Raw genomic sequence first — 13,878 nt, 5'->3', positions numbered from 1 at the left:
CTCCGAGCCCCGGTCAGTTCTTCCCGAACCAGGTCTCCAGGAACACCTTCACCGCGGGGTGATCCGCCTCGCGGAGCTGCTCCGGCGAACCGCTGGCCACGATGACGCCCTTGGAGAGGAAGGCAATCTGGTCCGCCACGTTGAAGGCGGAGGAGATGTCATGGCTGATGACCACGCTGGTGACGCCCAGCTCCTTCTGGGCGGCCAGGATCATCTCGTCCACGTAGTCCGTGGTGATGGGGTCCAGGCCGGTGGTCGGTTCGTCGTAGAGCACCACCTTCGGGTCCATGACGATGGCCCGCGCCAGACCCACCCGCTTGCGCATGCCGCCGGACAGGTCCGCGGGGAACCGGTCCTCGACGTCCTTCTTCAAGCCCATCAGGTCCAACCGCGCGCGGACCTTCTGGCGGATGACGTCCTCCGGATCCTTCGTGTGCTCCCGCAGCGGGAAGGCCACGTTCTCGAAGACGGTCATCGAGTCGAACAGCGCGGCGGCCTGGAACACCATGCCGAACTTGTTGCGCACCTTCTGGAGCGCCTCGACGCCCATGGGGACGATGTCCTCCCCGTCGATGATGACCTGGCCGCGGTCCGGCTTGAGCAGGCCAATCATGTGCTTCATCAGCACCGTCTTGCCGGAGCCGGAGCCGCCCAGGATGACGCAGGTGCTGCCGGCTGGCACGGTGAGGTTGATGCCGGTGAGCACCTTGTGGTCGCCGAACGTCTTGTGCAGGTCGACCACCTGGATCATCGGCGTGCCGGACGCCGGAGCGTTGGAAGCCGGGGGCGACATCAGAAGAAGAGGACGCCCAGGATGAAGTCGAGGATGAAGATGGACAGGGCGCTGGCCACCATCGCCTCCGTGGTGGCCTGACCCACGCCCTTGGCGCCGCCCGAGGCGTTGAAGCCCTTGAAGCAGCAGATGAGGGACACCGACAGGCCGAACACGGCGCCCTTGAGCAGGCCCTGGAAGATGTCCTCGGGCGCCAGCCACTGCTGCGTCCGGGAGAGGAAGGTTCCGGGGGAGATGCCCAGACCCCCGACGGCCACCACGTAGGCCCCGCCCATGCCCATGGTGTTGAAGAGCATGGTGAGCGCCGGCACCATGAAGAGGCCGGCCAGCACCCGGGGAACCAACAGGTACTGCACCGGGTTGACGGCCATGGTCTCCAGCGCGTCCACCTGCTCGGTGACGCGCATGGTGCCCAGCTCGGTGCACATGGCGGAGCCTGCGCGCATGGTCACCATCAGCGCGGAGAACACGGCCGCCAGCTCGCGGGTGAGCGTCAGTGCCACCGTGGGGCCCACCAGGCTCTCCGCGTCGAAGAGCTGAAAGGCGGTGGACGTCTGTAGCGCGAAGACCATGCCGGTGAACGTGCCGGTGAGCGACACGATGAAGATGGACCCCACGCCCACGAAGTCCAACTGGGCGAAGAGGTTGACCAGCCGGAAGGGGCGCCGCACGCTCCAGCGGAACACGGCCAGCCCCATGGTGATGATTCCGCCCAGGGTGCTGACAATATCGATGAGGCCCTGGCCAAAGCTCGTGACGGCCTGGGTGATGGGCCCTGGCTCGCGTGCCGGCTTGCTGGGGGTCTGCGTGGTCATGCGTTCGGGGCTACTCTTTATGGCGGCCCGGAGGCCGGCACAAGGCCCGGGGAGGCAAGCGACGAAGACACTTCCTCCCTTGGAAGCGATGCCGTTATGTTCCGCGCCCCTTTACTCCCATGCCCGGCGGCGTCCCCTGCCGGGCAGAGAAACAGACGAACGAACATGGCAACTCATAAGGTCGGCGGCGAGGTGGATGCGCTTTGTACCCGCTGCAAGCTCACCCTCGCGCACACCATCCTGGCGATGGTGGGAACGAAGATTGCTCGGGTGCGCTGCAACACGTGTGGTGGAGACCACGCCTATCGCGCGGCGCCTGGTGCGACGGATCGCCCCTCGTCCAGCACCACCCGCACCCCGCGCTCGTCCTCCAGCAGCAGCTCGAGCGCGTCCGCGAAGGCGGAGAAGGTCATTATCTCCTTCGAGGAGCAGCTCGCTGGAAAGGATGTCGCCAACGCGCCCCGCTACAGCCCAAAGGACACGTACAAGGTGGATCAGGTCATCCAGCATCCCACCTTCGGCACGGGTTACGTGTCGGCCGTTCGCGGCGACAAGGTGGACATCACCTTCCGCACCGACACCAAGACGCTGGTGCACGGCCGTGGTGGCGGCCCGGTGGAGAAGCCGGTCTTCAACCCGCCCAACCGGCAGGTGACCGGACCCGCGGACAAGCCCCTGCCCGTCAGTGACAGCGCCGAGCCGGCGCCCGCTGACGGCGCCGAGCCGCCCCCGCGTCGGAGGATTGACCGGGGCCGCACATTCATCAGGAGGGGCACGGACGATGACACTGCGCGCGCTGCCCCTCCTGATGGTCCTCGCCATGCCGGTGGCGGGGTTGGCGGCCACACCTGACGTCACCGTGTCCTGGTCGCCCGAGCGCATCGTGCTCGGCACCGATGCCCCGGTGACGTTGAAGGTCCAGGTCCCCGCCGGCACGGGAACCCTCCACGCCGCGGCATCCACGGGCACCTTCGACTCGAACCGCGTGGAGCGTGGCGCTGTCCGCCTCTTCCAGTGGCGGCCTCCCTCCGTTCGTTATCCCCAGGTGGCCGTCCTCCTCTTCTGGACGGACGCGCCTACCGCGGACGCGCCGCCCCCGGTGACGGTGGTGCGGCTGCCGCTGGTCGGACTCATGGATCTCGATGTCGCCACGGCGGCGGGCGCGCACGTCGAGGTGGAGGTCGCGAATCGTCGCTTCGGCCCTGTTCGAGCGAACGCCCGGGGACAGGCCCGCGTGCCTGTCGAAGTCCCTCCTGGCGTCCGGCAGGCGCGAGTGCTGGCCACGCGAGGGACGCTTCGCACCGATGCAGCCGTTCCACTGGACCCGCCGCCGGACTCGCCGCTGGCCGCGGCACTCACGCCGCCTTCCCTGCCCTCGGTGGAGGGAGGCTGGCTACTGATGGCAGGCGAAGCGCCCCTGCGCGCCAGTGACGTCGACGTGGTGGCGGAAGGCGCGGCGGTCGCCCTTCCCCATGAGGACATGCCGACATCAGCGGTGGTGGCCCCGACCTCCGAGGCCCCGCGGACGACGGGGCCTCTGTCAGATCCGGCAACGCGGACGGCACCCGCGAGGAGCAGCTCCGCTCCGCCAGCACAGGAGCGTCCAACGGAAGATGCGCCCCACTCGGCCGACGTCGGAGCCAATGCCCAGGACGTGCTGCGTGTTCGCGTCGTTCCCGCTTCCGGAGCCAGGCGGGTGAAGGTCCGCGTCCGCCACCGGGACCAGGCGCACGCATCACACACCGAGGCCGGCGTCACCGTGCGGTCCACGCCCGTCACCACGCCCGCATCCGAGGCGGTCGACACCTGGCGGAGTTCGTTCTTCCTGCTCGCGGGAGGCGTCATCGCGAGGAGCGCCAACACCGGTCCATCGGGCGGAGTGGGCGTCTCGGTCCTCACGCCTTGGTGGAGGCACCGCATCGCGGCGGAGCTGGAAGTCGGAGCCCGCACCGCCATGTACGGTGGCCCGGTCGAGACGCTCGGAGCGGTCCGCTCGCAGGTGCTGGCCTTGCCCCTGCTGCTCTCCGTTCGCGCGGAGCTCCTCCGCCGTGGCGCGTTCTCCCTCCACGGGCGGGCAGGCGCCGGTCCCGTCCCCTTCCACCACTACCTCTCCAGCGAATTCCAGGGCGAAGTGAAAGAGAGCAGGGTCTCCGGCATGGGCTTCGTCTCCCTCCAAGCGGCCCACCGCTTCGGCCGCTGGAGCGCGTTGGCGGAGGCGCGAGGCGCCTGGGCGCCGGTGCACACGCCCTGGCTGGACAGTCAGCTCGGCGGGCTCGCGATGTACCTGGGCATGAGGTTCGAACCGTGAACCGGCCCTGCGCTTCAAAGTGAAGTGACGGACGCCCGCAGCAACTCGCGGGCACGGGCCATGTCCTCATGCACGGGCGCTTCCACGGCGCGTGCCTCGACCCCTGCCAGGGCAGGCCACTCCACACGCGCGGCATGCAGCGGCGTGCGTGACAGCACCACCGAGTCCCCTTCCCCGCCCAGGTCCTTCTCCGTCAGCGGCGCCTCGCGGCCGTACTGATGGTCCACCAGCAGCGGGTGCCCCAGGGACAGCAGGTGCACGCGAATCTGGTGCGTCCGCCCCGTGAGCGGTTCGGCCTCCACCAGGGACGCACGCTCGAAGGTCTCCACGGGCCGCACGCGGGTGCGCGAGGCCTTGGCTTCCGTATCCCCAGGCCGAGCCACGCGCATGCGCCCCTTCCTGCCCGCCACCAGGGGCGCATCCACCATGTGCGGCGCTTCGACCCGGCCCTCCACCAGCGCCACGTAGCGCTTGCGCACCTTCCCCGTCTCGAAGGCACCCGACAGGGCCCGGTGCACCGCGGCGTCCAGTGCGAACACGAGGGCCCCCGAGGTGTCCCGATCCAACCGGTGCACCACGAAGATTTTCTGGCGCCGCTGCGTCTCCAGCAACTCCCGCAGCGAGGGGCCGCCTTCGCGCCCGGGAATGACGAGCATCCCGGGCGGCTTGTCCACCACGAGCACGCCGCCGCCCTCGAAGAGGATGCGGACGTCCGTCACTCGTACTCCGACGCCGGCACCACGGTGATGGGGCCCAGGCCCTTGAGCTGCTTCTTCACCACGTCCGCCTTGCCCAGCACCACCACGGCGGGCGCCTGCGCGAAGCAGTACTTCTTGGCGGCGGCCACGACTTGCTTCGGCGTCACCGCGCGCAGCCGGTCCCGGAACCGCTCCACCCAGTCATCCCCCAGCCCGTGCAGGCGGGCCTCGGCGATGCTTCCAGCAATGGACTCGTTCGTCTCCGTCCGCAGCGGGTACAGGCCGGCGAGGTAGGCCTGGGCATCCGCCAGCTCGCGGGGCTTGAGCCCCTTCTCCCGGACGCCGCCAATCTCCGCCAGCGCCACGTCGATGATTTCGCGCGTGGACTCCGTCTTCGTGAAGGTGGACAGCGCGAAGACGCCGGCCGCGTTCATCGAGTCGAACCACGAGCTGACGCCGTACGTGAGGCCGCGGTTGACGCGAATCTCGTTCATCAGGCGCGAGGTGAATCCACCGCCCAGGGCGATGTTCATCGCCGTGGCCGGGAAATAGTCCTCGTGGCCCATGCGCATGCCGGGGCCGCCCAGCCGCACCTGCGACTGCGTCTGGTCCGGCTTGTCCACGATGATGACCCGCCCCCCCAGGGCAATGCGCTCCGGCGCGGGAATGGCCACGGGCGCATCCGGCCCGCCCGTCCAATCAGCGAAGGCGTCTTCCGCCGCAGCAGCCACACGCTGCGGGTCCACCGCGCCCACCACGATGAGCATGGACACCTTGGGGCCCATGCGCTCCTGGTGGAAGCGCACCACGTCATCGCGCGTGAAGGTCTTCACGGTCTTCGACGAACCGCCCACGTCGTGGCCGTAGGGGTGGTTGCCCCAGAGCGCGCGGACCATGGCGCGGTCGGCGATGATGGACGGGTCGTCCAGGTCATTGGCGAACTGCGCCAGCTCGCGCTCGCGCGCATCGTCCACTTCGGACTGCGGGAACGTGGGCTCGCGCACCAACTGGCCCAGGATGTCGAGCATCTGCACGAAGTGCTCGGACGGCGTGGTGAGGGCCACCGACAGCGTGTCTTCACTCACACCCACGCCCAGGCTGGCACCGACGAACTCCACCGCTTCGTCGATGGCCTGCGCGTTCAGCCGGCGGGTGCCCCGGCGCAGCAGCCGGGCGGTGAAGTCCGCCAGGCCGTGCTTGCCATCCGGGTCGGTGGCGCTGCCCGCGCGAATCACCAGCCGCACGGACACCATCGGCAGGGGGCCGCGCTCGGCGGCGATGACCTTCAGGCCACTGGACGTGGTGCTTTCGTGCAGCGTGGGAAGCGTGAGGGCGCTCGTCGTGGCGCGGGGCGCGCCGCGCTTCGGCGAAGCCTTGCGAGCGACGGGGGCCTTGCCGCCGGCGCGCTTCGCCGGACGTGCGGGGGACTTTCGGGAGGGGCTCTTGCGAGAAGCCATATCGGGAGGTTTCCTTGTACGGACCGGGCTCAGGCTTCGGTGGGCGCGGGAACCAGCGTCACCACGGAGCGGCGCTCGGGCGCGAAGTACTTCGCGGCCACGGCCTTGACCTGGTCGTTGGTGATGGAGGCGTAGGTGGAGGGCAGCGTCAGCAACCGGCGCCAGTCGCCGAGCAACGCCTCGTAGTGGCCCAGGGCATGCGCCCGGCCGCTGTTCGTGGCCAGCTCGCGCAGGTGGTCCGAGCGCAGGTTGTTCTGCGCCTTCTGCAGCTCGCGCTCGGTGATGCCCTCGCGCGCGATCTTCTCCAGTTCGGCGTACAGCGCGGCCTCCACCTTCTTCGGGTCGGAGTCCGGCTTCAGGGCCAGGTAGAAGAGGATGGTGCCCGGGTCGATGCGCCAGCTCCAGTCGAGCATCAGCGACACGGCCAGCTTCTGCTCGTACACCAGCGAGCGGATCAGCCGGCTCCCCTCCCCCTTCGTCAGCACGTACTGGATGACGTCCAGCACGAAGGTGTCGTCATCGCGCGCGGCCGGCCCCCGGAAGCCCAGCATCAGCGCGGGGGACTGCGCGGGGTGACGGACCTCGGCGCGGCGCTCGCCCTTCTGCTCGGGCTCCGAGTTGAGCACCGCCGCGGGCGCGGGGCCCTTGGGGATGTTCCCGTAGTACTTGCGCACCAGCGCCAGCGTCTTCTTCGGGTCGATGGCCCCGACGATGTAGAGCACCGCGTTGTTGGGCGCGTAGTAGGTGCGGAAGTAGTCCTGGCAGTCCTCGCGGCGGATGGCCTCGATGTCCGCCATCCATCCAATGACAGGCCAGCGGTAGGGATGCGCCTTGTAGACGAGCGTGCCCAGCTCCTCGTCCATGAGGCCGAAGATGTCGTTGTCCACGCGGACGCGGCGCTCTTCCTTCACCACCTCGCGCTCGCTGGTGAGCGTCGCCTGGGAGATGCGCAGCGAGCGCATCCGGTCCGACTCCAGGTCCAGCACCGTCTCCAGCGCGTCGGCGGAGAAGTCGTCGTAGTACACCGTCAGGTCGGTGGACGTGTACGCGTTCGAGCGGCCGCCGTTGGACTCCAGCGTCTTGTCGAACATCTTGGGGCCGTACTTCTTCGCCCCGTTGAACATCATGTGCTCGAACAGGTGGCTGATGCCGGTGATGCCGGGCCGCTCGTTGCGGCTGCCGACCTGGAACACGGTGTAGAGACTGACGACAGGCGCCTGGTGGTTGGCGAGCAGCCGCACCTGGAGGCCGTTGGGAAGCGTGGCCTCGTGGACGTCGAACAGGGACTCGAGTGCGGGGTCCGCCACGCGAGTGGGTACTTTGCTCGGGGAAGCCTTGGACATAGGACCCCGAACCTAACCAGAGCGTGGCTATAGATCCACGACACCCGCACGCAAGGCCATCACCACGGCCTCCACGTGAGAGTTGACGCCCATCTTCCGGTAGATATGCGACAGGTGCGTGCGCACCGTCCGCCGCTCCAGCGTCATCACGTGCCCCACCTCGGCGTTGGACAGGCCCTTGGCCACGTAGCGCAGCACCTCGAACTCCAGCGGCGTGAGCGACCAGGGGTTCTCCGGCTTCTTCTCCGCCTGGGTGGACTTCGCCTGAACGGACTGGAAGTAGTTCCAGAAGCGCTTGGCGATGATGGGCTCCAGGACGGTCCCGCCCTCCATCACCTCCTGGATGCCGGAGCGGATCTTCTCCGGCCCCACCCGCTTCACCAGGTAGCCGGAGGCCCCGGCCTGGATGGCCTCATACACCTTCGTCTCGTCGTCGAAGGACGTGAGGATGAGGATCTCCACCTCCGGGGCGCGGCGCTTCACCCGCTGGGTCACCTGGATGCCGTTGATGCCGGGCAACTCCAGGTCCAGGAGGACGAGCTGGGGGCGGAGCTGGACGATGTCCTCCACCGCGGCCTCCCCTTCCTGGGAGGTACCGACCACCTCCAGTTCGGGGAAGGTGGCCAGCACCTTCACCAGATTCTTCAGGAGCTGGGGTTGATCCTCGACGACGAAGATGCGGGTCGGGTCCATGGTCACCGCCTCGGAGACGTGAACGAGTCCACCAGGACCTTGAGGTGCTGCCCCCGCTTGATGCGCAGGTCCAGCTCCTTGGGCTCACCGGTGGCGACGGACACCAGCTTGATGCGCCGGGTGCCCGCCTTGACGGGGTATCGGTTGAGGGGCGTACGACGGCTCAGCCGCGTGCCGTCGACGTAGACGCTCGCCGGCACATTGGTGGTGATGGTGACATACGCGCGCTGAGACTTCGGGGGAGGCTTCGGCTCGGGGGCCGCGTCCTCCTCGCCCCCTCGCGACGCGGCTTCTGGAGCGGGCGGCGGCGGACGCGCCGGCACCGGCGGCGACGGCGGCGCGATGGGCATGGCGGGCGGTGGGCCCACGGGGACGGCCTCGGCCTGCGCCTCCCGCGGGGCCTCCTCCGGCGCGGGTGCGGAATCACCACCGAGCTGCCACGCGGCCACCAGGAAGGTGACCAACCCCACCCCGGCGATGGCCGCCGCGATGCCCAACCGGCGTCCATACCGGTGCTGGGCCACGGACAACCGCTGCTCCGCGCTCACCAGGCGCCGGTGCACGTCGGACGTCGAAGGCAACGCCGGATCGGACGGCGGCATCGCGATGTCGTCACGCGCTCGCGCCGAGGCTGGCTGCACCGCGGGCAACACGTCCGGAATCGTCTTGGGCCCCTTGGCCTCCACGGGGGCGCGGCGGATCCGGGCGCCGCGGCGACCTGGCGCGGAGACGGAGACCGAGCCCTCGTCATCCGCGGACGGCTCGGGCGCGGAGAAGTCCTCCACGACCTTGAGGCGCGGGTTTCTCCCGATGCGGGTGTGGCCGCTCCCTCCCCCACCGCCGACTGGTGGCGGCGAGGCTTCGGCGGAGCCGCGCCGGGCGGCGCTTCCCACCCCTGCTCCAGCGGTCCGGCGGGAGCGGGCCCGGTGTCCTCCCCTGCGCGGAGGTGGAGTCGGAGGCGGACGCGCGCGAGGGTGCCCGCACCCGCGTGGCTACGTCCGCCACGTCCCGCGCGTACAACTCCGGGCGGTACTCCTCGAACGCGGGCTCGGAGGCCTGCTGCGTCTCCGCGTTGGCCTCGTCCTCGGTCAGCGCGCGGCTGTATGGGGCTCGCTGAACCACGGACTTCTCGAGCTCCTCCGCGCGCAGGTCGTCCATCTCCGCGCCGGAGATGGGCTCCAGCGTGAAGGGCTCCTTGAACGGCGGGGGCCCCGAGCTGACGAGGCTCATCTCGTTGGGGAACAGCTCCCGCACGAAGCGGCGGACGTCGTCCGCCGAGGGCATGCCGCCGCTGGCCGTGAGCTGATTGCGAAGCGACGTGGCGAACTCGCCACAGGAGCGGAAGCGGCGCTGGGGCGTAGGCTCCAGTGCGCGGAGGATGAGCGGGTCCAGCCGTGAATTGATGCGCCGGTCCACGCGGCTGGGCGGCGGTAACGCCTCGCTGCGCCGAGTGGACACCCCGCCGCTGCCGGGCACCACGGGCTCACGCTGGGTGAGCAGTTCGTAGGCGATGGCGCCGAGCGAGTAGATGTCCGACTGCGCGGAGTGCGGCTCGCCCCGCGTGACCTCCGGCGCGCGGTACGTGCCGCGGCCCCGGTGGCCAAACGACTTGCGCAGCTGGGGCACGGCCATGAGGGCGCGCAGCGCGCCGAAGTCGCACACCGCGGGCAGGCCGTCATGCGACAGCACCACGTTGCCCGGGGTGATGGCGCCGTGCACCACGCCCGCCTCGTGCGCCTGATGCAGGGCCTCCAGGAGCTGGATGATGATGTGGAGCGCCACGGTGGGCGGCAGCACCACGTCCTTGGAGTGCAGGCGCTGGAGCGCGGTGCCCAGGGTGAAGCCGTCCACGTCCTCGCGGACCACGGCCAGGCGCTGGCGGATGACGCCCAGGTCCACGACGTGGAGGATGCCCGGGTGCCGCACGGGCTGGAGCAGCCGCGTCGTCTCCGCCAGGTCATGGGCATAGGCCGGATCGGACGTCCTGGGGTGGAAGAGCTTCACCACCACGGGGATGCCGGGAAGCTCGAGGCCCTGATACAGCTCGGCCAGCTCCCCGCCTTCCACCTTGCCCGTCAGCCGGTACGTGGCGGTCATCGCTTCTTTCGCGCCGGACGTCGCCGCATGACGGCGGAAAAGACGAAACCACACCACACGCACGACTCACCGCGGCGGCCACGCGGCAGCTCCAGCGTGCACCCCGGGCAGCGGGGACGGGCCCGGGCCGGACGCTCGGCCGCACGCTGGGCGGTTCTTCGCGCGGCGGGCTCGGTGGCGGCGACTTTCAGACGCAACCGGGCCTCCAGGCGGCGAACCCGATCTTCGAGCGCGGCGATCCGGGCGGACAGGCGAGCTTGAACCGCCTCGGGGGCCTCCGAGGGCTGTCGTCGGGTGGGCGAGCGCATCGCAGACCCCGAAGCGTGCCATGCCGACTCCAAACCCCGCAAGGTAAGAGCCGGGCCACCCACACGCGTGTTATGTGTCTGAGTCCCTTGGCACCATCACTTTCCCCGTTCCGTCCCATCCCGGGTGGGCCCGCGCCGGACCCGCTTCACGGGAGCTTCCGTTCTCCCCTCAATCGCTCCCGCGCCGAGGACGCCGCGCAGCGGGCCGACGGACTGCTCGCCGACGAGGAACTCACGCGGCTGCTCACGTCCCCCCGCGAGCGCCGGGTGGTGGTGCAGCGGGCGCGGGACATCTTCGTCAACCGCAACCTGCGCATGGCCAGTGTCGAGCTGTTCGGCTTCGACATGGATTACACGTTGGCCATCTATCACATGCGCCGGCTGGAACAGCTGTCGTTCGACATGACGCTGGCGAAGCTGGTGAGTGAGTACGGCTATCCGCCGGTGGTGGGCGGGCTGCTGTACGACCACCACTTCGTGATGCGCGGGCTGGCGGTGGACCGCGTCAACGGCAACATCCTGAAGATGGACCGCTTCGGCCACGTGGGCCGCGCGTACCACGGGCTGCGCCCGCTGAAGCGCGAGGTCTCGCGTGAGCTGTACCGGAACAAGCGCGTGCGGCTGCGCAACCCGCAGTTCGCGTGGAACGACACGTTGTTCGCGTTGCCGGAGACGTGCCTGTTCGCGGGCATCATCGAGCTGCTGGAGTCGCTGGGGCACACGGTCCAGTACGGCAAGCTGTACGACGACATCCGGGAGGCCATCGACACGGTGCACCGGGACAACTCGCTCAAGCGCGAGGTGCGCAAGGACCTGGCGCGCTACGTGTTCCTGGACCCGGAGCTGGGGCCGGCATTGCACAAGCTGCGCTCGGGCGGGAAGCGGCTGTTCCTGCTGACGAACTCCGCGTGGGACTACACGGACGCGGTGATGAAGTACCTCCTGGACGGGCAGCTCGCGGAGTACCCGAGTTGGAGGAACTACTTCGACGTGGTGGTGACGTCGGCGGGCAAGCCGGGCTTCTTCACCGACTCGCCCCCCTTCCTGGAGCTGGATGCCTCCACGGAGGAAGGCCGCGTGTTGGGCGAGGCCACGTCGCTGGAGCGCGGCAAGGTGTACTCGGGCGGCAACCTGGCGCGCTTCGAGGAGCTGACCGGCTTCCGGGGCGAGAACATCCTGTACGTGGGCGACCACATCTACGGCGACATCCTGAAGTCGAAGAAGTCGTCGCTGTGGCGCACGTGCATGGTGGTCCAGGAGATTGAGGACGAAATCACGTACACGGCGACGCGGCAGGAGGAGATTGGAACGCTGTCGCAGGTGGAGGTGCTCCGTGAGCGCCTGGACGACGAAGTGAACCACCACAAGACGCTGCTCAACATCCTGGATCGGCGGCTGGAGCGAGAACAGCTGGCACCGGACGAGCGGCTGGGCGTGGAGGAGCTCCGCAAGCAGACGAAGGCGGAGCTGGACCGGATGCGGCGGGCCTTGAAAGAGGCCAACGAGATCGCGGACACGCTCGAGCAGGACGTGGAGGAAGGCTTCAATCCGTACTGGGGGCTGCTCTTCAAGGAAGGCAACGAGAACAGCCGCTTTGGCTACCAGGTGGAGCAGTACGCCTGTCTGTACACGAGCCGGGTGTCGAACTTCCTGCACCATTCGCCCATGCAGTACTACCGCTCACCGCGGGACAAGATGGCCCACGAGCAGGCCGGAGCCCTGTCCGCCCGGCTGTCCCCGATGGGCAGCGAAGGCCCCCCGAAGGGCGCCGGGAACGAGTAGGCCTCATACGACGTGTCAGAGCCTCCCGTAGGATGGGAACCTGTCAGGTAGTCACCCCTGGAGGTCGGGTGCTACCTTGAGGACGTCACAGGTTCCATTCACGGCGAGGTGTGGGCATGAGCAGGGGCAAGAATCGGAAACCAGCGACCTACGGGGACATCGAGCAGCTTCCGGTCGGTTGGGTCGGTGAAATCGTCGATGACTCGCTGTACGCCTCGCCCAGGCCCGCATACGGGCACCTGCGCGCTGCCGCCCGGCTGACGAGCCTCCTCGCGCATCCCTTCGAACTCTCACATGAGGGGCCTGGGAGCTGGTGGTTCCTGGTGGAACCTGAACTCCATTTGGCTCGCGATGTGGTGGTGCCCGACGTGGCCGGGTGGCGCCGCGAGAGGCTGCCAGAGCCCCCAGACCCCGAGCTGCCCTGGATCAGCACTGCGCCAGATTGGCTGTGCGAAGTCCTGTCCCCCTCCACGCGGAGCCTGGACCGGGTCCGAAAGATGCCGCTGTACTTCCGCGAAGGCGTGGCGAGCATGTGGCTCATCGACCCCGTGCGCCAGTCCCTGGAGGTCTACCGGCGTGGGACCACGAGCTGGGTCCGGAGCCAGTTGTTCACGGGGAACGTCACCGTGAACGCGGAGCCGTTCGAGGTCCTCCCCTTGGACCTGGGCCTGCTGTGGACGCCGCGAATGGGAGGCACCGTGCAGCCGTGATAACGGCCCTCACGGCTCGGCGGAGGGCCCCACGCGGCCCCAGATGACGTCGGTGAAGCGCGAGCCGGGCTCGTCCTCCAGGCCCAGCTTGCGAAGGTCGTCCGTGTACTTCGCGCCCTTCACCACCACCCACCGCCGCGCCACGCGCCGGGCTTCCTCCAGCGTCTCCTGCGTCAGCGGCGCGTGTTCCGCGAAGCGGCGCAGCATGTCGAACGCCGGCTGTGACTTGCGCGGCTTCGCGAACATCGGATCGAAGAAGACAACGTCGAACGCGCGCGACGGCAACGTCTTCAGGTACTCGCGCGCATCCGCGTGCACCACTTCAATGGGCCCAGAGTCCTCGCCCAGCGCATAGCGCCGCAGCCCCTCCCCCGCCACCGCCCCCAGCGCCAGGCTCCGCTCCAGCCCCACCACGCGCCCCGAGGGCCCCACCGCCAGTGACGCCACCATCGCGTCCTGCGCCAGCCCCAACGTGCAGTCCAGCACCGCGTCCCCGGCGCGAAGCTCCGCCACCCGAACGAAGGCATCCGGCTCCCCCGCCCGCAGCCGCATCCGCCGCAGGTGCGCCATGCCCGCGTGGAACCCGAACGAGCCCTCCGCGTCCCACAGCGTCACGCCGTCACCGCCCACCACCAAGAGCGCCGCCGCCTTCGTCCCCAGCCACGGCGCCACGCTCTCCTTCGCGCGCCGAGGCAGGAAGGGCACACCCCACCGCGCCGCCACGGCCCGCGCCTCGCGCACCAGCGCCGCGTCCACCTTCGTGCTCGTCGTCACCGCCAGCGGTACCAGGGTCACCCTCCTGCCTCGCATCCACCATGCCCGCAGCGAAGGAGCAACGGATTCCGCCATCCACGACGCTCCGCGCCGCGCCACG

Annotated in this window: 13 protein-coding genes; 4 read left to right on the top strand and 9 right to left on the bottom strand. The window is 69.3% G+C overall.

Annotation, left to right across the window (positions count from 1 at the left end):
- Positions 1–13 precede the first annotated feature (13 nt).
- Positions 14–751 carry an ABC transporter ATP-binding protein gene (locus tag QEG98_RS19560; RefSeq protein ID WP_316567926.1) on the bottom strand — a complete coding sequence of 246 codons (738 nt, stop codon included), beginning with the start codon at positions 749–751 and terminating at the stop codon, positions 14–16.
- A 41-nt stretch (positions 752–792) separates the two neighbouring features.
- Positions 793–1,608 carry an MlaE family ABC transporter permease gene (locus tag QEG98_RS19555; protein ID WP_090492530.1) on the bottom strand — a complete coding sequence of 272 codons (816 nt, stop codon included), beginning with the start codon at positions 1,606–1,608 and terminating at the stop codon, positions 793–795.
- 165 nt (positions 1,609–1,773) lie between these two features.
- Between QEG98_RS19555 and QEG98_RS19550 the strand changes: the two genes are divergently transcribed.
- Both QEG98_RS19550 and QEG98_RS19545 read left to right on the top strand, forming a co-directional pair.
- Positions 1,774–2,460: a hypothetical protein gene (locus QEG98_RS19550; RefSeq protein ID WP_316567692.1), complete on the top strand. Its 687-nt coding sequence runs from the start codon at positions 1,774–1,776 to the stop codon at positions 2,458–2,460.
- A complete protein-coding gene (locus QEG98_RS19545) occupies positions 2,390–3,916 on the top strand; it encodes a hypothetical protein (protein WP_316567691.1) in 1,527 nt (508 codons plus the stop codon). The genes QEG98_RS19550 and QEG98_RS19545 overlap by 71 nt, the downstream gene beginning before the upstream one ends.
- A gap of 14 nt (positions 3,917–3,930) precedes the next feature.
- On the opposite strand, the gene QEG98_RS19540 is transcribed toward QEG98_RS19545, so the two are convergent.
- The 6 genes from QEG98_RS19540 to QEG98_RS19515 are packed head-to-tail and all read right to left on the bottom strand — an operon-like array spanning position 3,931 to position 10,204.
- Positions 3,931–4,635, bottom strand: a complete 705-nt coding sequence (locus tag QEG98_RS19540) for an RNA pseudouridine synthase (RefSeq protein WP_316567690.1) — start codon at positions 4,633–4,635, stop codon at positions 3,931–3,933.
- Positions 4,632–6,071: a pitrilysin family protein gene (locus QEG98_RS19535; protein ID WP_316567689.1), complete on the bottom strand. Its 1,440-nt coding sequence runs from the start codon at positions 6,069–6,071 to the stop codon at positions 4,632–4,634. The genes QEG98_RS19540 and QEG98_RS19535 overlap by 4 nt, the downstream gene beginning before the upstream one ends.
- A 29-nt stretch (positions 6,072–6,100) precedes the next feature.
- Entirely contained in the window at positions 6,101–7,414 is a 1,314-nt protein-coding gene (locus tag QEG98_RS19530; protein WP_090492520.1) for a M16 family metallopeptidase, read from the bottom strand.
- A 27-nt stretch (positions 7,415–7,441) separates the two neighbouring features.
- Positions 7,442–8,107 (bottom strand): response regulator, encoded by a 666-nt coding sequence (locus QEG98_RS19525; RefSeq protein WP_186817824.1) that lies wholly within the window; start codon positions 8,105–8,107, stop codon positions 7,442–7,444.
- A gap of 2 nt (positions 8,108–8,109) precedes the next feature.
- Entirely contained in the window at positions 8,110–8,892 is a 783-nt protein-coding gene (locus QEG98_RS19520) for a hypothetical protein (protein WP_316567688.1), read from the bottom strand.
- Positions 8,855–10,204, bottom strand: coding sequence for a serine/threonine-protein kinase (locus QEG98_RS19515; protein WP_316567687.1), 1,350 nt, complete (start codon positions 10,202–10,204; stop codon positions 8,855–8,857). Before QEG98_RS19515 ends, QEG98_RS19520 begins: the two co-directional genes overlap by 38 nt.
- A gap of 380 nt (positions 10,205–10,584) precedes the next feature.
- Between QEG98_RS19515 and QEG98_RS19510 the strand changes: the two genes are divergently transcribed.
- The gene (locus tag QEG98_RS19510; RefSeq protein WP_316567686.1) at positions 10,585–12,294 is read left to right on the top strand and encodes an HAD-IG family 5'-nucleotidase; all 1,710 of its coding nucleotides are present in this window, start codon (positions 10,585–10,587) and stop codon (positions 12,292–12,294) included.
- A 116-nt stretch (positions 12,295–12,410) separates the two neighbouring features.
- Complete coding sequence (locus tag QEG98_RS19505) at positions 12,411–13,004, top strand: Uma2 family endonuclease (protein ID WP_316567685.1); 594 nt, start codon at positions 12,411–12,413, stop codon at positions 13,002–13,004.
- A 9-nt stretch (positions 13,005–13,013) separates the two neighbouring features.
- Here QEG98_RS19505 and QEG98_RS19500 read toward each other — a convergent pair whose 3' ends face one another.
- A complete protein-coding gene (locus QEG98_RS19500; protein ID WP_316567684.1) occupies positions 13,014–13,877 on the bottom strand; it encodes a class I SAM-dependent methyltransferase in 864 nt (287 codons plus the stop codon).
- Between the last annotated feature and the right edge of the window lies 1 nt (position 13,878).

Origin of the sequence: Myxococcus sp. MxC21-1 (assembly GCF_032612255.1) — a bacterium.
GTDB classification, from domain to species: domain Bacteria; phylum Myxococcota; class Myxococcia; order Myxococcales; family Myxococcaceae; genus Myxococcus; species Myxococcus virescens.
This window is presented reverse-complemented; position numbering and strand designations above follow the sequence as displayed.